Origin of the sequence: Planomicrobium sp. CPCC 101079 (genome assembly GCF_007859275.1) — a bacterium.
GTDB lineage: Bacteria > Bacillota > Bacilli > Bacillales_A > Planococcaceae > Planococcus.
Window position 1 is genome coordinate 344,002 of sequence record NZ_VOHC01000028.1, and the last position, 19,537, is coordinate 363,538.

General features: G+C 44.3%; 22 protein-coding genes, 7 tRNA genes and 2 rRNA genes. 2 read left to right on the plus strand and 29 right to left on the minus strand.

Annotation, left to right across the window (positions count from 1 at the left end; genetic code table 11):
- Positions 1–88: 88 nt before the first annotated feature.
- The 8 genes from FQV28_RS13870 to FQV28_RS13905 form a co-directional block, all read right to left on the minus strand.
- Positions 89–1,096: an aldo/keto reductase gene (locus tag FQV28_RS13870; RefSeq protein WP_146497090.1), complete on the minus strand. Its 1,008-nt coding sequence runs from the start codon at positions 1,094–1,096 to the stop codon at positions 89–91.
- 587 nt (positions 1,097–1,683) lie between these two features.
- Positions 1,684–2,055 (minus strand): hypothetical protein, encoded by a 372-nt coding sequence (locus FQV28_RS13875; RefSeq protein WP_146497091.1) that lies wholly within the window; start codon positions 2,053–2,055, stop codon positions 1,684–1,686.
- A 58-nt stretch (positions 2,056–2,113) separates the two neighbouring features.
- A complete protein-coding gene (locus FQV28_RS13880) occupies positions 2,114–2,515 on the minus strand; it encodes an NUDIX hydrolase (protein WP_146497092.1) in 402 nt (133 codons plus the stop codon).
- 70 nt (positions 2,516–2,585) lie between these two features.
- A complete protein-coding gene (locus FQV28_RS13885; RefSeq protein WP_146497093.1) occupies positions 2,586–3,098 on the minus strand; it encodes a hypothetical protein in 513 nt (170 codons plus the stop codon).
- A 38-nt stretch (positions 3,099–3,136) separates the two neighbouring features.
- On the minus strand, positions 3,137–3,538 hold the full coding sequence (locus FQV28_RS13890; protein ID WP_146497126.1) for a GNAT family N-acetyltransferase: 402 nt from the start codon (positions 3,536–3,538) through the stop codon (positions 3,137–3,139).
- A gap of 77 nt (positions 3,539–3,615) precedes the next feature.
- Positions 3,616–4,062, minus strand: coding sequence for an NUDIX domain-containing protein (locus FQV28_RS13895; protein WP_146497094.1), 447 nt, complete (start codon positions 4,060–4,062; stop codon positions 3,616–3,618).
- A 22-nt stretch (positions 4,063–4,084) separates the two neighbouring features.
- Positions 4,085–4,384, minus strand: a complete 300-nt coding sequence (locus FQV28_RS13900) for a hypothetical protein (RefSeq protein WP_146497095.1) — start codon at positions 4,382–4,384, stop codon at positions 4,085–4,087.
- A gap of 136 nt (positions 4,385–4,520) precedes the next feature.
- Complete coding sequence (locus FQV28_RS13905; protein ID WP_146497096.1) at positions 4,521–5,003, minus strand: SRPBCC family protein; 483 nt, start codon at positions 5,001–5,003, stop codon at positions 4,521–4,523.
- A gap of 115 nt (positions 5,004–5,118) precedes the next feature.
- Here FQV28_RS13905 and FQV28_RS13910 point away from each other — a divergent pair, with 115 nt between their 5' ends.
- Entirely contained in the window at positions 5,119–5,667 is a 549-nt protein-coding gene (locus tag FQV28_RS13910; protein WP_146497097.1) for a GNAT family N-acetyltransferase, read from the plus strand.
- Between the two features lie 157 nt (positions 5,668–5,824).
- Here FQV28_RS13910 and FQV28_RS13915 read toward each other — a convergent pair whose 3' ends face one another.
- The 12 genes from FQV28_RS13915 to FQV28_RS13970 all read right to left on the minus strand — a co-directional run bounded on the left by FQV28_RS13915 (position 5,825) and on the right by FQV28_RS13970 (position 17,270).
- On the minus strand, positions 5,825–6,319 hold the full coding sequence (locus tag FQV28_RS13915) for a hypothetical protein (RefSeq protein ID WP_146497098.1): 495 nt from the start codon (positions 6,317–6,319) through the stop codon (positions 5,825–5,827).
- A 144-nt stretch (positions 6,320–6,463) separates the two neighbouring features.
- A complete protein-coding gene (locus FQV28_RS13920; RefSeq protein ID WP_146497099.1) occupies positions 6,464–7,033 on the minus strand; it encodes a DUF4256 domain-containing protein in 570 nt (189 codons plus the stop codon).
- A gap of 263 nt (positions 7,034–7,296) precedes the next feature.
- On the minus strand, positions 7,297–9,099 hold the full coding sequence (gene glmS, locus FQV28_RS13925; RefSeq protein WP_146497100.1) for a glutamine--fructose-6-phosphate transaminase (isomerizing): 1,803 nt from the start codon (positions 9,097–9,099) through the stop codon (positions 7,297–7,299).
- 440 nt (positions 9,100–9,539) lie between these two features.
- Positions 9,540–10,889: a phosphoglucosamine mutase gene (gene glmM / locus FQV28_RS13930; RefSeq protein ID WP_146497101.1), complete on the minus strand. Its 1,350-nt coding sequence runs from the start codon at positions 10,887–10,889 to the stop codon at positions 9,540–9,542.
- A gap of 58 nt (positions 10,890–10,947) precedes the next feature.
- Positions 10,948–11,955 carry a CdaR family protein gene (locus tag FQV28_RS13935; RefSeq protein WP_146497102.1) on the minus strand — a complete coding sequence of 336 codons (1,008 nt, stop codon included), beginning with the start codon at positions 11,953–11,955 and terminating at the stop codon, positions 10,948–10,950.
- Positions 11,948–12,787: a diadenylate cyclase CdaA gene (cdaA, locus tag FQV28_RS13940; RefSeq protein WP_146497103.1), complete on the minus strand. Its 840-nt coding sequence runs from the start codon at positions 12,785–12,787 to the stop codon at positions 11,948–11,950. The genes FQV28_RS13935 and cdaA overlap by 8 nt, the downstream gene beginning before the upstream one ends.
- A 105-nt stretch (positions 12,788–12,892) precedes the next feature.
- Entirely contained in the window at positions 12,893–13,525 is a 633-nt protein-coding gene (locus FQV28_RS13945) for a zf-HC2 domain-containing protein (protein ID WP_146497104.1), read from the minus strand.
- Between the two features lie 12 nt (positions 13,526–13,537).
- A complete protein-coding gene (sigW, locus tag FQV28_RS13950; protein WP_146497105.1) occupies positions 13,538–14,101 on the minus strand; it encodes an RNA polymerase sigma factor SigW in 564 nt (187 codons plus the stop codon).
- A gap of 205 nt (positions 14,102–14,306) precedes the next feature.
- The gene (locus tag FQV28_RS13955; protein WP_146497106.1) at positions 14,307–14,762 is read right to left on the minus strand and encodes a GNAT family N-acetyltransferase; all 456 of its coding nucleotides are present in this window, start codon (positions 14,760–14,762) and stop codon (positions 14,307–14,309) included.
- A 68-nt stretch (positions 14,763–14,830) separates the two neighbouring features.
- The gene (gene rocF, locus FQV28_RS13960; RefSeq protein WP_146497107.1) at positions 14,831–15,739 is read right to left on the minus strand and encodes an arginase; all 909 of its coding nucleotides are present in this window, start codon (positions 15,737–15,739) and stop codon (positions 14,831–14,833) included.
- A 70-nt stretch (positions 15,740–15,809) separates the two neighbouring features.
- On the minus strand, positions 15,810–16,373 hold the full coding sequence (locus FQV28_RS13965) for a GNAT family N-acetyltransferase (protein WP_146497108.1): 564 nt from the start codon (positions 16,371–16,373) through the stop codon (positions 15,810–15,812).
- A gap of 15 nt (positions 16,374–16,388) precedes the next feature.
- The gene (locus FQV28_RS13970) at positions 16,389–17,270 is read right to left on the minus strand and encodes a LysR family transcriptional regulator (RefSeq protein ID WP_146497109.1); all 882 of its coding nucleotides are present in this window, start codon (positions 17,268–17,270) and stop codon (positions 16,389–16,391) included.
- A 104-nt stretch (positions 17,271–17,374) separates the two neighbouring features.
- Here FQV28_RS13970 and FQV28_RS13975 point away from each other — a divergent pair, with 104 nt between their 5' ends.
- A complete protein-coding gene (locus FQV28_RS13975; protein WP_146497110.1) occupies positions 17,375–18,454 on the plus strand; it encodes a citrate synthase/methylcitrate synthase in 1,080 nt (359 codons plus the stop codon).
- A gap of 70 nt (positions 18,455–18,524) precedes the next feature.
- Here FQV28_RS13975 and FQV28_RS13980 read toward each other — a convergent pair.
- The 9 genes from FQV28_RS13980 to FQV28_RS14020 all read right to left on the minus strand — a co-directional run.
- Positions 18,525–18,597 (minus strand) — tRNA-Ala (locus FQV28_RS13980).
- A 31-nt stretch (positions 18,598–18,628) separates the two neighbouring features.
- Positions 18,629–18,701: transfer RNA gene (locus tag FQV28_RS13985), tRNA-Lys, on the minus strand.
- Positions 18,702–18,712: 11 nt separating this feature from the next.
- Positions 18,713–18,787, minus strand: a tRNA-Gln gene (locus FQV28_RS13990).
- An 18-nt stretch (positions 18,788–18,805) separates the two neighbouring features.
- A tRNA-Tyr gene (locus tag FQV28_RS13995) sits at positions 18,806–18,889 on the minus strand.
- 8 nt (positions 18,890–18,897) lie between these two features.
- Positions 18,898–18,973: transfer RNA gene (locus FQV28_RS14000), tRNA-Val, on the minus strand.
- A gap of 17 nt (positions 18,974–18,990) precedes the next feature.
- A tRNA-Glu gene (locus FQV28_RS14005) sits at positions 18,991–19,065 on the minus strand.
- 54 nt (positions 19,066–19,119) lie between these two features.
- Positions 19,120–19,192 (minus strand) — tRNA-Thr (locus FQV28_RS14010).
- A gap of 36 nt (positions 19,193–19,228) precedes the next feature.
- A 5S ribosomal RNA gene (rrf, locus tag FQV28_RS14015) occupies positions 19,229–19,344 on the minus strand.
- 66 nt (positions 19,345–19,410) lie between these two features.
- Positions 19,411–19,537: ribosomal RNA gene (locus FQV28_RS14020) — 23S ribosomal RNA — on the minus strand; the annotation flags it as partial.

Below are 19,537 nucleotides of genomic sequence, written 5' to 3' on the forward strand. Positions count from 1 at the left end.
TTGTTATACTTTCGGGCTTCGAGCAGCTAATCCCTTTTGGATTCCATATGAAAAAAGGACGGCCCTTATCGGAACCCTCCTCTTTCACCTAAGATTCTAGCACTTCTTTTTTTAGCGGCGGCGCCATAAAATCCGGTTGTATTGGTTCACCAATCGATTCGGCAAGAATACGGTCAATTTCTTTTTTATCACCATCCGTCAGCTTCCAGCCTTCAATCCGGCTAAGCGGCTCCAGTTGTTCTGGCCGGCGTGCACCGCGGAGCGCAATTCCTGTCTCTGATTGGTCCAGTACATAACGCACCGCCAAATCAATCAAAGGGCGCCCATATGCTTGCTGTGCAAACTGTGCCAATTTGTCTGCCGCAGCCAAATATTGATCGAAAAGTGGCTGTTTGAATTTCGGATCAGTTTCTTTTCGAATATCACCTTCCCCGAACTCACGGTTTCGAGTCATTTTCCCTGACAATAAGCCCCGGCATAGGCTGCTGTATAAATACAATGTAGCATTATGTTTTTTACTATACGGAAAAATCTCCTTTTCCGCTTCCCGTTCAAACAAGTTATAGGGCGGCTGAATCGCATGGATCGGCGCCACTTTCAGGAACGCCTCCATTTCATCAATAGTAAAGTTGCTGACGCCGATTGCCGCAATTTTCCCCTCATCATAAAGCAGCTTCATTGCTTCAGCCGTTTCCTCCATTGATACAGCTGGATCTGGCCAGTGGACAAAATAAACGTCGACATAATCCGTCTGTAAATTTTTAAGCGTCTCCTCTATTTCCGCAGTGATCCTCTTTTTCGAACCATCTCGGTAAATTTCTTCGCCTTTCCAGCTCAACCCGCATTTCGCGGACAAAATGATATCCTCCCGCTTGCCGCTTTCTTTCAGCGCTTTGCCGATCAATCTTTCCGAATGTCCATAGCCATAGTCTATCGCCGTATCAATTACCGTTATCCCTTGGTCCATCGCCGCATGAAGCATGCGCAGTGCTTCTTCATCATCGTTGCCGCCCCACATCGCGCCGCCGATCGGCCAGGTGCCCACGCCAAACCGTGATGCTTTTTTCCCTATGCCCGGAATGCTTGTGTATTCCATCACAATCGCTCCCTTTATTAAAAGTCATTGTCTTTAACCTTCCCTTGAAATGGCGGATAAAAACATCTGTTCCTTCAACAGCGAGAGAGCATCAGAACCATTAAAGACCTTGGATTTTCATTAGCTCACTATAAAGTGCTTCATTGCTTGAAGCCGGATTTCCGGGTGCATGCCATCAAACAAATTTGAACTTAAGCCGATTTTTATATCTGGATAGCGTTTCTCAAAAGCTGCATTTGCAGTTTAAGCACCTCGTTATCGAACGTTTCCTTCCCATCGCTATCCCTTAAGTGAATGTGAAAATGTTCAACTCCTAAATTTTTAACAGATGGATATCTTTTATAATTTCATCGGGCGTAATAGGTGTTTGCGGGTGTTCTTGTTTAGTCCGGCCGCCGTTCAAACAAACTTGGATTACCATTTCTTGTCCACCTTTATATGAATTTATTAGGCATAGACCGCACAGCCGGAGAAACCGCAGATTAGTTTTGCTGGTTAACGAAGAAATGCTTATGGAGTTCGGCAGTTTCCTTTTTGCAGAAGGTGCATTTCTTCTGAAACACCGAAAACATCCAAATCCCTTGTTCTTATTCTTCCATCATTGTGTTTCTGGCAATAAAATATTTGCCGTATCGTTCGTAAATAATTTCATCATCGCCGCTTTCTTTCATAGCGAATAATTTCGCTCCGGGATTCAGCTCATTCGAATCGAAATCTGTTTCAACATAATTCACCACTGTATCCATATCCACAACATTCCGCTTCACTTCGCCAAGCAGCTCGCCGACCTCTTCTTCCGCTGCTTCCTCATCCGTCAGTTCATAGCTAATACCGTCATACTTCACAAACGAATAAGCCCAAGATGCTTCAGAACCATTTAATGTAAAGGGGACTTCTGAGCAAGCAGCCAAGACGAATAGCATCAATACAGTCCCTACCCCCGCTAAGCTTTTCTTCATGGCCATTCCCTCCTTTGTGTAGGTAGATGGGAAAACTGACAGGGTGCCGCAATGTTTTTCAAAAGCGCGCCAGCAAGTATTCCCGGTCTTCCGGATAATTCAGGTCCAGACTTCTTATTTCAGCTTGCGCCTTCCAAGCAATATCCATGATCAGTCTGTCCGGATCTTGAATTTGCGCCTTCCCGCCTATGATTTTCATTGAAAAATAATGAACTTCATAAGCGATTTGAATGTCTTCATAAACGCCGCTTTTTACTTTCAGCTTCTCGACGACCTCTACTTTATAGCCTGTTTCTTCTCGGACTTCTCTTACTGCACATTCTTCAAAAGTCTCCTTATCCGCAAGCCCTCCGGTTGGGACTGACCATTTTCCAGCTCCTTCTAATCTGCCTTCTAACACCATCAACAACTCATTCTTGTCGTTCAGGCAAATGCCTGCAGCACCCAGCCATTTCTCCATTTCGGCACCCCTTTTATGTAAAATCAACTGATTCTCCAGTTTTTGCTTGCGGCCAATACCAACCTGTTATTTACAGCGCTTTAAGCCAACTTTCTCGTAATGGGGAACCAATCAGCACTTTTAAAACTTCGAGCTTCTCCAAGTCTTTGTCGTTGTTCTTTGTTCGCCTATAACCATCTCGTGAAGAGTGCCGGTAGACTTTTAGGTAAGCCCCAGGAGAAAGCTGATAGTAATAGGCGCCCTCCTCTACAACTGCCTCCAGTTTCTTATCATCAACTCCCGCAAAGTCTTTTAGATCCTCGGTAAAAGAAAAACCCAGTTTAACGTCTGCTTTTTGGAATTCGTGCTCAGTCAAATCGATCAATGAATAATCCTGTTGCTCCATGAATGCCTTCAATATTTCCCATTTTTCTTGCAGAAAAACCACAGGCACGAGAACATCAATATCTTGCGGAGAAAAATCGATTTTCGCCGCTTTAGTGAGCCCTAAAGATCCATACAGCACAGGCACAATGCCTAATTGGCAATTCAAAAGTTTGCAGATTGTTAGAAATTCGCCATACAGTCCAGCTTCTTTGGCCATAGGCCCACCCTTTTCCAACTTTATTTCCATCGCCTTTTTTAAAGCTTCATTTTCATTCCTTCATGCGTTGCAGTGAAGCCAAGCTGTTCATAAAAACGATGTGCGTCTTCCCGCTGCTTGTCGGTTGTCAGCTGTACTAAATGGCAGCCGCGTTCTTTTGCGCGCCGAATCGCCCAGCGAATAAGCGCCGTTCCGATTCCTTTTCCGCGTTCTGAAGAAGAAGTCCTAACCCCTTCAATTGTCGCTCGCCATCCGCCTTGATGCGTGATGTAAGGGGTAAACGTAATTTGCTGCACACCAACCACATCTTTCCCAAGGCAAGCTACTACGAGCTCATTATTCGCATCAGCGGCAATTGCCTGAAAAGCATTCAAATAACTTTCCGGAAGCGGTTGTTCGTACCGTTCTCTTGTGCTTCCTAGTGAATCGTCTGCAAGCATTTCCACAATCCGGTCCAAATCTTGTTCTGTTGCTAATCGAAATGTAACAGTATCCACTCGCAAGTCCTCCTCATAACTCAAATATAATCAAAAATCCGCATATCCACTTCGTCGAAACAACCGATATCTTCCCTTAAATCCCATAGCCTAATTTCGGTGGTCTCCTCATTTTCACGGAACGGCTGCAAACGATCAATGGCAGTCGAGTAAACCGGGTTGTATTTCACCTTTCCACTGTGCTGATTCTTAGCCTTAAGCAATCCTTTAAACACTAAATTTGACACCATCTGTCCTGTTTCTTCATAAAGCTCGCGCATCGCACATTCTTTCGGAGTCTCCTCTCCCTCTCTTCGCCCGGCAGGAAGTTCCCATTGGCTGCGCCACTTGTTGAAGCAGATCAAGTATTTCCCTTCGCATACCACAACTGCAAAAGAACCAGCTAGCGGCTTATATTTGTACATTTCGCCTTCATTTATCCGAATAAACTCCAGAAATTCAAAGCCATTATTGTTGGTTTGGTTCATCACTTTTCTCCTTTGTCGCGATTTACTTGAATTTCGCACGGTGCTTTTCTTCGTTGCCGAAAATTCCGACCAGCACAGCAATCAGGCCGAAGACAAAAATTATAACGAACAAGATGACCATAAGACCGCCGCCTGCAAATCCGTCGCCCACCAGAATGCCGTATTGGACGCCTATCAGCCAAGACAGAAAAGGTGCAATAATAAGCATAGCGGCCAATCCCCAAATGACGTTTTTTTGTTTCCATGATTTATTTTTACTCCAGGCATAAGCGCCTGCTATCCCCATAGCCAGAATAGCCAGCACTCCCCCTATCGCTTCCATATACCCTTCTCCTCTTCTGCTTTCCTTCCAGAACTTTACTTTTATTCTACCAAAAATTACACAAATATTTTAACTACTTTACAACAAGATAATAAAAAAGGCTGGCTCTTCAAAAGAGCCAGCCTAACCAAACCACCTAATTATGCTTTTCAACCAACTGTTTCAATCTATCAAACATTAACGCCCACCCTTTTTCTGTTTGAGCACCGTATTCCTCTAACGCTTTGTTCACGTCTTCATCGTTCCAACCTTCTTCATGCGGGACTACAATTTCTTGGGTAAATAGCATCTCAGCCGCGTCCCTCACCTCGGAAATCGTAACTCTGATAATATCTGTAGCTTCGCTGAATTGGGGCATTTCAAATGTGAAGACCAATTTATGCGGCTCCCGCACTTCTTGGTACTCACCGGCAGCCCGGTACTCGACTCCTTCACGCTGGTCGACAATTTCCCATTTGCCGCCTACCCGCAGTTCATTGTTCACGGCTTTGTTGGTCGCTTCTGATGTAAACAGCCACTTTTTCATCAACTCTGGCTTAACCCATGCTTCAAAAACCCGTTCCGGCCGCACCTCAAAACGCCGCGCCATGGAAATCATAACGCTGGAAGTAACATTCATCAGCCTCCACCTTCTTTCAGATTATTGGATAAAAGAATTACTTAATGCCATAGAAACTAAATTGTTTTTCAACGTATAATTCTTTTAAAAGAACAAATGACAAGGGGCACTTAAAATGAAAATCAACGAACAACATTTCAACATTAATGGGACAGCTTATACTATCAGGTCAGCAGCTCCTAAAGATGCGCAAATTCTATCTGTCCTCCGCTTGCGGATTGACGGGGAAACTGAAAATCTTGACAGGGAACCGGGCGAAGCGTTCATCGATGGATCTGGTTTTGAACGATTGATCCGAGAAGATACTAAAAAGAGCAATAATCTCTTTTTAGTTGCCGTAGTTGATGACAGCATTGTAGGATTTTCCAGATGTGAAGGAAATCCGCTAAAACGACTCGCTCATAAAGTTGAATTCGGCGTTTGCGTCCTGCAAGAATTTTGGGGTTGTGGCATCGGCAAAAATCTTTTGATGGCGTCAATCGCTTGGGCTGATGCAAACGGTATCAAAAAGATGGCTTTAGCCGCTCTCGAAACCAATAAATCCGCTATAAACCTCTACAAAAAATTAGGTTTTCAAACCGAAGGCATTCTGCAGAATGACAAACTTCTTTCCGACGGCAATTACTACAATACCGTTTTAATGGGACGATTGAATAAACAATAGATTTCTTGTCAACTTACTATACCCTTACCCATTTTTTCTTTAGAACATACCGTTAGAAATCGAACAAAAAAATAGAAATCTTAGTGAACGGCAAAAGGCTGGACTTTTATAGAATCCAACCTTTTGCCGTTTCATTATTTTCTTTAAGCATCGTTCTCTAACACCTGCAAACTTTTGCTTTTTCCCTTTTGCTTCTCCAATGAAAGTCTTCTTCCACCGTTAAGTAGAAGGCTTCTTGCCGTGTGCATATTTTTCGCTGCACACACTTTTCAGCCATGTTCCGAACTATGTCAAACCGAAGCCCACAAGCTCGCTGCAGCACATAATAAAGAATGATTTTAATGATTTCATCCGTCAGATCTTTCTCTCTCAATTCCTTAATCAGCTTTAAATCTATGTCTCTTATCGCAAAGCCATTATTTTTCTCTATGAGCAAACTCTCAGGTGTAAAAGAAGATAGATAGTCCATAATTTCCTTATCCGTCATTTTATCCCCTCCACGTTTTACAGCAACAGATTGCTTCGTGTCTTGTCGATTGAACCCTGCAATTTTTCCCATAAACATATTATACATAAAAACAGTCTTTATACCTAACCATTTTGAATAGTTAGTTCTTTTAAATCTAAAAGTTATACAAGCGATTACCGGCAAAAGACCTCTTTTAACCATGTAAAAAAGTTGAACCTGAAAATAGGTTCAACTCTGGCTAATAGCACATCACAAACTTAAAAGACATTATATCTCCGCAGATATTAGATAGTTAGATTCAAGAACACAAAAGAACCAATACCACATTCAAACTCTAAGCGAACAGCGGAATCCTCTGGCAGCATAGTAAGAATCTGCGCCGTTATGATATAAAAAGACTCGCCCGTAACGGCAATCACAGAAAAGAGCGCCGCCACGTTCTCTAACATCGGCAGGAGTTTGCACCCAGCTCGACGTTTTCAAATCGAACTTCCCAAGTTCTTGCAACGCTCGATATTGATTTTCCGTCAGCAACTCAATGCCCATCTCTTCTGCCATATCGATAGCATTGTTTTCAGGTTGGTGCTTTTTCCGGGACTCCAGCGCTTCCCGGTCGTAACAAACACTTCTGCGCCCTTTAGGACTTTCTGCAGAACAATCATAGAAAATGTATTCATCCTGTTTTTTATCATAATCAACGACATCCGGTTCGCCCCCTGTTCTTTCCATTTCATAGAGGGACCACAATTTATCTGTGTTAACTTCCAGCTTCGCTTGGATGTTGTCCCATATAAACTCTTGATGGCGAGCCATATTTTTCTCAAAACGGGTTTTCAACGTACTAAGTAACTCTTCACGTTGTTCTTGGGCCAGTTCCTTCTCATCAATCTTTGCCATGTCAGCTTCCTCCCTTTATTAGGTTTGCTCCTACTGATTCTTCCTATGCAAATCCATGCTTATAATAGCAGTCACTGGTATTTACATTCACTCATATCATAAACTTGAGACTATAATATCAATATTTCTCCAACTGGCTAACTACTCTTTCTTTACAAAAACTGAAAACCCTCTATTTGAACACACGGTTGCTGGATTAATAGAAAAAAAAAGAGTTAACGCACTTTAATGTGCGTTAACTCTCTTATCGTATGTTTTGAGAATTATTCAACCGTAACTGATTTAGCCAAGTTGCGTGGTTTGTCCACATCGCAATCGCGGTGAAGCGCTGCAAAATAGCTGATCAGCTGCAACGGAACAACGGCTACAAGCGGTGACAGCAATTCATGGACTTTTGGAAGCACTAAGCTGTCGCCAGCTTCTTGCAGGCCTTCCATCGAAATGATGCACGGGTTTGCGCCGCGCGCTGCCACTTCTTTGACGTTTCCACGGATGTTCAAGTTCACCGCTTCTTGCGTTGCAAGAGCGATAACCGGTGTGCCTTCTTCGATCAAAGCGATTGTTCCATGCTTCAGCTCGCCACCGGCAAAACCTTCTGCCTGAATATAAGAAATCTCTTTCAACTTCAATGCGCCTTCTAGGCCTACGAAGTAATCCATCACGCGGCCGATAAAGAAGCAGTTGCGTGTTGTTGAAAGGAATTCGCTTGCGATTTGTTCCATCTCTTCTTTCGCATCAATCTGTGCTTGGATTGCGTTCGCCACGATTCCCAGTTCCTGCACAAGGTTGAAGCCAAGGTCGATTCCGCGCGCTTCTGCTGTTACAGCAGCCAAAATAGACAATACTGCGAGTTGCGCTGTGTACGCTTTTGTAGAAGCTACTGCAATCTCCGGTCCTGCATAAAGCAATAATGTGTGATCTGCTTCACGCGAAAGCGTAGAACCGGCTACGTTTGTTATTGTAAGTGATGTGTGGCCAAGTTCTTTGATTTTCACCAATACTTGGCGGCTGTCTGCTGTTTCGCCTGACTGCGAAATGAAGATGAACAACGGCTTTTCAGACAGAAGCGGCATGTTGTAACCGAATTCGCTCGAAACGTGCACTTCTACCGGGATACCAGCCATTTTCTCCAAGTATTCTTTGCCGATCAATCCAGCATGGTAGCTCGTGCCTGCCGCGATAATGTGAATGCGGTCCGCTTCTTGCAAAGCATCCAAAATTTCTGGCTGGATAACCAATTTATCGTTTTCATCTTGGTAAGCTTGGATAATTTTGCGCATAACTGCTGGCTGCTCGTCAATCTCTTTCAGCATATAGTGCGGATACGTGCCTTTTTCGATATCGCTCATATCAATTTCAGCGGTGAATGGCTGGCGGTTAATGCTTTCGCCTTCTAAAGTCAAGATTTCAACGCCTTCTTTGCGGACGATGACGATTTCTTTATCCATCAATTCAAGGAATTTATCTGTTACTTGCAGCATTGCCATAGCATCAGATGCAACAACGTTAAATCCTTCACCAAGGCCAACTAAAAGCGGGCTTTTGTTTTTCGCGACGAAAATTGTTTCTTCTTCTTCTGCATCTAACAAGGCAATTGCGTAAGAACCTTTAAGCAAACCAAGTGTTTTGCTGAACGCTTCTTCTGTTGTCATGCCTTCTTCAACAAATTTGCCGATCAATTGTACGATGATTTCTGTATCTGTGTCAGATTCCATCGGCACGTCAGCTAAATAGTCGCGCTGAATGTGATGATAGTTTTCGATAACGCCGTTATGAACCAATGTGAAACGCTCGTTTCCGTTTTGGTGAGGGTGGGCATTGACGCGATTTGGTTTACCGTGCGTCGCCCAGCGTGTATGGCCGATGCCAGTTGTTCCGAATACGTCCTCTTCAACGATAGCGCGCAAGTCTGCAATGCGCCCTTTTTCTTTAAAAACAGTAATTCCGCTGCCGTTCCGGACAGCAATACCCGCTGAGTCATACCCGCGGTATTCTAATTTTTCAAGACCTTTCAACAAGATCTCTTTTGAATCATTTTCTCCAATGTACCCGACAATTCCACACATAATTTAATTCCTCCGTTTTCTATAAGTCCAATCCAAATGAGCGTTTGCGAAGATGCGCAAACACTTCGAGCGAGCCCATCCATCCGTTTGTCCAGTTGATCGCTCAACTGTTTTAAAGATAGATATAACGACCGGGCTTCACGGCCGGGAGGTATCCGCCGAAATCTCGATACTCCTCCTCCTCGTCTACTAGGGACTGATTTGTCCATCCGATTTCCCCAGTACTGGCGCTTCAACTGTTTTCCTCGTACGCATTCCTATCCCCCTTTTTTAGCGACCTTAAACAGGTAATGCCATCATACCTTTTTAATACAATTTCGTCAATAGAATCAAATAATTATTTAGGTATATTATCTTAATATTTATCTTTGCATTAGTTCATTATACCTTGTTGATAAAAAGAAGGCTGGAAGCAAAAGCTTCCAGCCTGTCTATTTCGATTAATTTGTTCCCATTTCTGCCCGGACCACTTCTGCAATTTGCTCGACATAGTTCTCGCAGTCTTCCGCAGAAGCCGCTTCTACCATCACGCGCACCAAAGGTTCTGTTCCGGAAGGGCGTACAAGTACACGGCCGTTGCCGTTCATTTCGCGTTCCACATTTTCAATCACACCTGCTACTTTTTCATTGTCCGTAACGGCATGCTTGTCGGTTACGCGAATATTGACAAGTTTTTGCGGAAAAATGGTCATCTCAGCTGCCAGCTCTGATAATTTCTTGCCGGTAACTTTCATGATATTGACAAGCTGTAGACCCGTCAGTAAGCCATCCCCTGTTGTGTTGTAATCCAGGAAAATAATATGTCCGGATTGTTCTCCGCCTAAATTGAATTCGTTTTTCTTCATTTCTTCAACAACATACCGGTCGCCTACAGCCGTTTTGTTGCTGGCAATGCCATGCGCTTCTAATGCTTTATAGAAGCCCATATTGCTCATGACTGTCGAAACTACTGTATCTTTTTGAAGACGTCCTTCTGAATGCAAATGCTTTGCAATTATGTACATGATCTGATCGCCATCTACAATTTGTCCTTTTTCGTCTACTGCAATCAAGCGGTCTCCATCTCCGTCAAACGCAAGCCCAATATCCGCATTTTTTGCGATAACCAACTCCGCCAATTTCTCAGGATGGGTAGAACCGACTTTGTCGTTGATATTCAAACCGTTCGGTGAAGCGCCCATTGAAGAAAGGTCGGCGTCCAGGTCAGCAAAAACATGCGTCGCGAGTGAAGATGTCGCACCGTGTGCACAGTCAAGCGCTACATGGATGCCCTCGAATTCTTCGTCCACTGTTTGCTTCAAGTACTGGATATATTTTTGGCCGCCTTCGAAATAATCAGTGACGCTGCCAAGATCTCCCCCAATTGGGCGAGGCAAATTGTCTTCTGCACTATCAAGCAATGCTTCAATTTCCGCTTCTTGATCATCCGACAGCTTAAAGCCGTCCGAACCGAAAAACTTGATGCCGTTGTCTTCTACCGGATTATGGGAAGCCGAAATCATAACTCCCGCCTCGGCGCTCATGACACGCGTCAAGTATGCGACACCTGGTGTACTGATAACGCCAAGGCGCATCACTTCAGCCCCTACACTTAACAAGCCCGCAAGCAGCGCACCTTCAAGCATTTCACCTGATACCCGAGTGTCTCGGCCAATAAGTACTTTCGGTTTATCTTTTGAGTGTTTTGTTAAAATATATCCGCCAATGCGGCCTAATTTAAAAGCAAGTTCAGGTGTCAATTCGCTGTTCGCAACACCTCGTACACCATCAGTCCCAAAATATTTTCCCATTATTTTCTCTCCTTTAATCTCATTCTATAGAATAATATACTTCCTGAAGCGATTTTTCTTATGGTGATGATTCATCAGCTATTTCCGGATTATCAGTACCATCAGGCAAGTCGGCGGTTTCATCAACCGTGACATCTGCTTTGATGGTCACTTTTCCCGGCTTAACGGAGCTGGCTCCTGCCGGTGGCTTTAATTCAATTTCTACATCTGTATCAGTTTGGCTAATGACGCCGGCGTTGATTTCCACTACATATTCTTCAATTTGATCCACAGCTGTTTGCGGCCCATAAATTTGGACAGTGTCGCTGGAACTTTCTAAGGAATCAATAGCAATTCCTTCTTTCGGATTCCCATTCTGTTTGATGGTCACCGGCACTTCTTTACTGTACTCTTCTATATTAACATTTACATCGACAACTCCGGGCTCAATTGTAACATTTTCCAACTTTGTCAAATCATTCGCTAAAACGCGCACGTTGGCTTCTGCAGTGAAGGAATTATCCAGCCCTTGCTCTCCGGTTACTGTTGCCTTCACAAAGCTGATTGCATCAATTACGCTTTGCGGACCTGTCACCATTACGTTTTTTGGATCTACTTCCATGCTTTTTAAAACAAAACCTTCTTTTAGCAAACGTTCGTTCATTTCTGGGTCTATCCGAAATTCCTGAGTGACCCGCTCTTCGATTGAGACATCCACCACACTCGGGTCGACTCTTACCCGGAGTTGTTCAGAAAGATTTTCTGTCTGTACCGGTACTTGATGCTCTCCAATCGGCAGCTCACGCAAATCGACAAAAAGCGTAAAATCCTTTATTTGGCGAGCGGTTTGTACAATGCTTGCCGGTCCTGTAATTGTTACGTCTACTGTTTCCGGTACTCCACTGACCATCAAATTTGTATTGTCATAGTAGACTTCCAGTTCAACATCTTCTATTTTTTCGGTCATTGTCGTAGTTTCAACCGGATTGGCTGCATTGTCATCCGCTTTTACAGAAAAGAACAAAAGAAATGCTAACAAAAGTGCCGTAATCCGCAAAAACCACGGGTTGTCTATCATTTTATCCATTCTTTTTCCCCCTCCATTTCCATAAGGAAGAAGCTGCCGGTTGTTGCTGGTTCTCTCCAAACCAAATTCTCCGCAATTTCACTTCGAAATCTTCAAGTGATAAATTCCGATGCAAGTCTCCATTTGCTGTTAAACTAATGGCTCCGGTTTCCTCCGATACAATAACCGTAATAGCATCAGTCACTTCACTGATGCCAAGAGCCGCGCGATGGCGCGTGCCGAGGTCTTTTGAGATAAAAGGGCTTTCCGAGAGCGGCAAATAACATGCTGCAGCTGCAATGCGGTTTTTTTGGACAATGACGGCTCCGTCATGAAGTGGTGTATTGGGGATGAACAAATTTATCAATAACTCTGACGTAATGTCCGAGTTCATTGGAATGCCTGTTTCAATGTATTCACTCAATCCGGTTTCCCGCTCAATTGAAACAAGTGCTCCAATTCGGCGTTTCGCCATATAACTGACGGATTTAGACATCGCTTCAATTAGCCGGTTGCGTTCGGACTCCTCATTAAGCGTGCTGCTTGAGAATAATTTTCCGCGTCCCAGCTGCTCAAGTGCCCGCCGCAATTCTGGCTGAAAAATGATGATAATTGCCAAGAAACCCCATTCCAGTACTTGCTGCATGATCCAGCCGAGCGTTTCCAGATCCAGCGCTACAGTCACAAGGCGCGCAATGACGATGACAAATATCCCTTTTAGCAATTGAACGGCTTTTGTGCCTTTTATGACAGTGATCAATTTATAAATTACGAACCATACCAATAAAATATCAACAACATTTACTAGCAGTTCGAGTGGTGTTTGGTCTGTTATAGTTTCCAAAAACGGCATCTGCAACCCTCGCTTTTCTACATCTGCATATAGAATAGTATAGCATAAGTAAAATCAGCTTGCCTTTATTGAAAAAACTCGCCCTTTTAGAAAGGGCGAGTTTTTTCATTCGGTTTGGACGCTGCTGTTGTCGAAAATCGAGGCAGCTTCTTTTATGCCGCTTTTTATCGTATACCAGAGCCATTCAAATGCTTTATCAATCTCTTCAATTTCACCAGTAATAACACCACTTGAAGCCATATATTGCCCATTGACGATAGTCACATCACCGTGCAATTCGCCTTCTACCCGCAAATCGCCGTTTCGGACCGTCAAATCACCGGTCACCGTCTCGCCTTCAGGCACTACAACCGTTTCCCCTTCGACAACTAAGTTCGGTTGCTTTGTAAAGGAAAACTGCTGCTCATTATTAAAATTAGAGAACAGCATGGCGCTGGTCATGATGCAAAAAAGGGCAACTGCTGTTAACAGCGGATGTTGCTTGAACCACCGCTGGACGTTGGCTTGCTTTTTCTCTTTCGGAAGCCGCGCCATCGTCTTTTGGACAAAATCTGAAGGCGCTTGTATATGGGATGCACTTTGGACAAATGCAATCGTTTTGCTTAACTCATGGTAAAGCTTCTGGCAATCGCTGCAGCTTTTCAAATGTGCTTTCAGCGTTGCTTCATCTTTTGAACTGATATCTCCATCTAAGTAATCGTTCATAACATGGACGATATTCTCCGGACACGCTTTCATCGTGTTCGCCTCCTACAAATTGCTCAATTGCTTTCGAAGAGCTTCCCTTCCGCGGTGTATACGGGTTTTTACAGTCCCTAGCGGCAAATCTAAAATTTCGCTGATTTCCGCGAGCGGCAATTCTTCGATGTACTTTAATACAATAGCGGCACGATACTTATCTGGCAAGCGACTAATCTCGTATTGCACTCGTTCTTGCACTTCCATCCGCATCAACTCTTCTTCTGGAAGCTGATCGTCATTGGCAATCTTCGAGTACATATCCAAGCCTTCCGCTCCGCGCACTTCCGCATCCAAATGATAGTCTGGTTTTTTCTTGCGGATTCGGTCGATGCACAAATTCGTAGCTATTCGGTAAAGCCACGTGGAAAACTTCCGCTTCTGGTCGAACGTATGGATATTTACATAAGCACGCATAAAAGCTTCCTGTGCAATATCCTCTGCCTCGTGCTTGTTGCCAAGCATACGGTAACAGATCTGATAAAGCTGGTGCTGGTAAAGTTCCACAATTTCGGCAAACGCGTTCTGGTCGCCCTTCATTACTTTTGCTATTCTCTTATTCACTAACGCATCCATGATTTCATTTCCCTCCGCCGTATGCGGCTGTCATTTATATACGGATTACCTGATCAAAAGTTTCAAAATTTTTTCTCCTTCTATCGTAACAAATATCGGCCAGTTAAATCTATCTAAAATCTTACAGATTTTCTCAAATAAAAAGCCGGACACCTGAATTGTCCGGTTCTGTTTTTTATTAATAGGAAGAAAATCATAAAAACCTCTACATTTCTTTAGTCATAAAAGTGCTATTCGGATCTTCCAGATAATCTGAAAAAGCTTCACAGTACCGGAAACCAAAACTTGCATACAACTTTCGCGCCGGTTCAAATGCTTTCATTGTCCCTGTCTCTAAACTTACCCGCCTATACCCCCGGCGCTTTGCTTCTTCGAGAATATGTTCTACCAACAGCTTCGCTACTCCTCTTCTTCGATAAATTGGGCTTGTCCGCATCGATTTCAGTTCTCCATGATGGATATTGAGTTCTTTGAGCGCTCCGCAGCCGGCCAACTCGCTTCCATCCCAAACACTCCAAAATGTGATTTCCGGTTTTCTCAAGCGTTCCAGGTCCAGCGCATGAATACTTTCTGGAGGAGAATGCACAGCCATATCCTGTAAATGCTCATGCAGCAACCCTGCTATTTCGTTACTAGACAGATCGTCAATTTTAATCTCCATGGATCTTCCTCCTTAGTTTCTTTTATTTTAATAAATTTTTATACAAAAAAAACAGGCTTTCGCCTGTTTTAAAGTAATTTTTCTCCGAACAACGAACCCATAAGTGCAACTGCTACGTCAGCTGTGCGGTTTTTCTCGTCCAGAATCGGGTTTACTTCTACAAATTCAGCAGAAGTGATAATTCCTGCATCATGAAGCATTTCCATCGCCAAATGGCTTTCCCGGTAGCTAATGCCGCCTGGAACTGGTGTACCGACTCCTGGAGTATAAATTGGATCAATGCCATCAAGATCAAGAGATAAATGGACCGCATCAGTTTTCCGTTCTTCTTTCAAATAACGGAGAGTATCTTCAATTACTGCGCTCATGCCCATTTTGTCGATTTCGTGCATGCTGTAAACTCGGATGCCAAGTTCTTTAATCAGTTTCCGTTCGCCTGGATCGACCGAACGCGCCCCAATAATAACGATATTTTCCGGCTTCACTTTTGGCGCATACCCGCGGATATGCGTCAATTGTTCATGGCCAAGGCCAAAACTTGCAGCAAGCGGCATGCCATGGATATTGCCAGATGGCGACGTATCGCTCGTGTTCATATCCGCATGCGCGTCATACCAAATAACGCCCAAGTTCTCATGGCGTTCTGAAATGCCGGAAAGCGTTCCAATTGCAATACTGTGGTCGCCTCCAAGAACAAGCGGGAAGTTCCCTGCTTCTGCCACTTCAAAAACTTTATCGCCAAGCGCCGTGCTAGCATCTGTAATCGCTTTCAGATTGCGCATGTTAGTAGCCTGTTCAACCGTCCCATCTGCCGGTCCGATTAAGATATCACCTTCATCTGTAACTTTATGGCCCAAGCTTTCAATCCGTTCTACAACTCCTGCATAACGAATGGCACTTGGTCCCATGTCGACGCCTCGACGATTTTGGCCGTGGTCCATCGGGACGCCAATGATTGATATATTTAAGTTATTCATTAATATATACCCCCTTACTAGTATGAATTTATTGTACTAGTAAAGCTGCCTTTGGCTCAACTTGATACGATTACGCATATTTATGCAATTTTTCCATCAACTCTTTTTTTATGTCTTGCCATTCTTTATCAATAATTGAATACACAGCCGCATCTCTCGGTTTGCCTGTCGAGCGAATCCGTTCATTGCGCAAGATCCCTTCCTTTACAGCCCCTATCCGTTCTAATGCTTTTTGCGAACGAAAGTTTTCAGCATCCGTTTTAAACTGGACGCGAATCATCCCTTTTTCTTCGAAGCAATATGTCAATAAGGCTAGTTTCACCGCTGTATTCACATGGCTACGCTGTACCGACTCCGCATAAAATGTCGACCCAATTTCACAGCTTCTATTTTTTTCGTCAATTGCATAAATCCGGGTCGTCCCGATCACCTGAGAAGTTCCCGCGTTTTCCGCTACAAAAGCGAGTACATCCGGTTTATCAAGACCTGACTCAAGCCAAGCTGCTAACTGATCAAATGTTTCCACCCTTACCAGCATATGCTCAAATATCGCAGGCGTATAAAGTTCCCATAACAAGGCGAAGTCTTCTCTATCCATTAACCGCAGCCGTACATTACATTGTTCCAATATCATATCCGTTCTCCCCTTTCAGCTAAAATACACAGCCTGTATTCGCTTTAAAAACTCTTGTTCTAGCTCGCCCATCTCTTTTGCCAATAAATAAGTTGAAACAACAGGTAAGGGAAACAAGTCGAAGTGTGCGTCCATGAGCCGACCTTCAATCAACTCGCGGCGCACCATCGACCGTGGCAAGAAGGAGACGCCGAGCCCTTCTTGGATAAAACGTTTTGCAATATAGGCTTGCGTCACTTTCATCGTCCGGATGCCTGGAATTCGATTACGCAATTTCACAAGGAGCTCTTCCCAAAAAACCGGATGATGATGCGTGAAAAGAAAAGAGTTCCGTAATGCAGCTTCTACAGAAACTGCTGGTCCTGTCTCATCATCGTATGCATCTCTTGGCAAGATAAACAAGATCGGATCATCATAAACCACTTTATGAAGAATATTGCGCCGTACCGGAGGCAATGCAGAAATTCCAGCAGATACTTCTCCTGCCTCCACCAGGTCTTCTATCCGTTCCGACTCTTCGATACGAATCACGAGTTCCACATCCGGATGATCGCGGGTGAATGATTTCAAAATATAGGGTAAAATCGTTTCCGCCATTAGTGGGGAAATTGCCAATATCCATGTTTTACGATAACCTTGGGCAAACGCCAGAAGATCTGAAACACTTTCATTCAACTTTGCCAAAATTTGTTCAGCATCTTGTTTAAACCGCTTCCCCGCCTCTGTTAACATCACCCGGTTCTTGTCGCGCTTAAATAAAAGAACACCTATACTTTCTTCGAGAAGCCGGATATGAACCGTAACATTCGGCTGTGACATCAGCAAGCGTTCAGCGGTCTTGCGGAAATTCAAAGTCTCTGCTGCATCAATGAAAGTCTTTAGCCAAGCAATTTCCATCCAATCCCTCTTTTCAATTAATAAATTGAATTGATTTAATTATATATCTTTAATTTTTGTTATTGAAGACTCCGGGTATGATAAAAGAAAAAGGAGGAATAAACATGTTTCAAAAAGGTTTAAAAGGCGTAGTGGCTGTCCAGACACATATCGCCTCAGTAGATGGTGAAAAGGGAGAACTGCGCTATCGCGGAAAACTGGTTGATGAAGTAATTAACGGAAAATCTTTCGAAGAGACAGCTTATTATCTTTGGCACGGGAGCTTTCCTTCATCTGCTGAGTTAGAAGAATTGGAAAACCAGTTGATTCGGCACCGCCTTCTTCCTCCTCACATCATAGAAATTGCCAACCTCTTGCCGCCGGGAACTTCGATTATGGACAGCTTGCGTACGTTGGTTTCAGCCTATACGCATCATGCTTTTAAAGCAGTGCCTCCAGCTGAACAAGCAGTTGCCTTTACAGCTGCCCTTCCTGTTTTGACGGCTATGGTTTACCGGCTCCAAAATGGCGAGGAACTTGTCCGCCCACGCAATGGATTGGGCCACACCGCTAATTTTCTATGGATGTTAAAAGGAATTGAACCGGCCCCTGCCCAAGTAGAAGCATTGGAAACTTATTTGAAACTGACCATGGAACATGGCATGAACGCCTCTACGTTTGCAGCACGCGTTACCATTTCCACCGAATCGGACTTGCCATCAGCCATTACATCCGCTTTAGGCACGATGAAAGGACCGCTTCATGGAGGCGCGCCGTCTGGTGTAATCGATCTGCTTGATGAAATTGAAAAACCCGAAAACATCAGTCAGGTTATTGTAAGTAAACTGGAAAAAGGAGAAAAAATTATGGGGTTTGGCCACCGAGTTTACCGAACCGAAGATCCTCGCTCAATCATATTGCGCGAGAAATGCTTGGCGCTTCAAGGAAAAGACCCGTGGCTTGATTTAGCAGTAGCAGCCGAAGCGGAAATTATCCGTTTGCTCAATACCCATAAACCTGGACGGGCACTCTACACCAACGTCGAATTTTATGCTGCTGCAATTATGCGCTCAATCGACATGCCGCCTGAACTTTTCACTCCGACATTCAGCATCGCCCGCATCGTCGGCTGGACCGCCCATGCACTTGAACAGCAGCAAGACAATGTTATTTTCCGTCCGCAATCCGAATACATTGGCAACTAAAAAAAGCCCGCATCCAAATGAATGGATACGGGCTTTTCACACATGGATAGTACAAATACACATGGAACAATGGAGCCTAGGGGGCTCGAACCCCTGACCTCGACGCTGCCAGCGTCGCGCTCTCCCAGCTGAGCTAAGGCCCCGCGCTGAACAGGCGCAAGGATTTAAAAATGATGAGCCATGAAGGATTCGAACCTTCGACCCTCTGATTAAAAGTCAGATGCTCTACCAACTGAGCTAATGGCTCATAATAAAAAATGGCTGGGGTACCTGGATTCGAACCAGGGCATGACGGGATCAAAACCCGTTGCCTTACCGCTTGGCTATACCCCAATGCCATGTATATAAAACTGGTGGTGGGGGGCAGATTCGAACTGCCGAACCCGAAGGAGCGGATTTACAGTCCGCCGCGTTTAGCCACTTCGCTACCCCACCGATATTCATGGTGGAGGATGACGGGATCGAACCGCCGACCCTCTGCTTGTAAGGCAGATGCTCTCCCAGCTGAGCTAATCCTCCACATAAATAAAAAATAATGGTGACCCCTACGGGATTCGAACCCGTGTTACCGCCGTGAAAGGGCGGTGTCTTAACCGCTTGACCAAGGGGCCATTAAAAAATATGATGCACTACCTGTTTTAAAAGAAATCTTATAGGAAATCAAAAGCTTCCAACCGGGCTCGAACCGGTGACCTCTTCCTTACCATGGAAGCACTCTACCTGCTGAGCTATGGAAGCAAGGTAAAAGGTGTAAATGAAGATATAAAGTAAATAGCCCAGCGACGTCCTACTCTCACAGGGGGAGACCCCCAACTACCATCGGCGCAAAAGAGCTTAACTTCCGTGTTCGGGATGGGAACGGGTGTGGCCTCTTTGCCATCATCACTGGACTCTTTTTCAGAGTGCTTGTTCACTCAAAACTGGATACACGACGGTTGAAACGCTGAAACACGTAGTTGGTTAAGTCCTCGATCGATTAGTATTCGTCAGCTGCACGTGTCGCCACGCGTCCACCCCGAACCTATCTACCTCATCGTCTTTGAGGGATCTTACTTGCTTGCGCAATGGGAAATCTCATCTTGA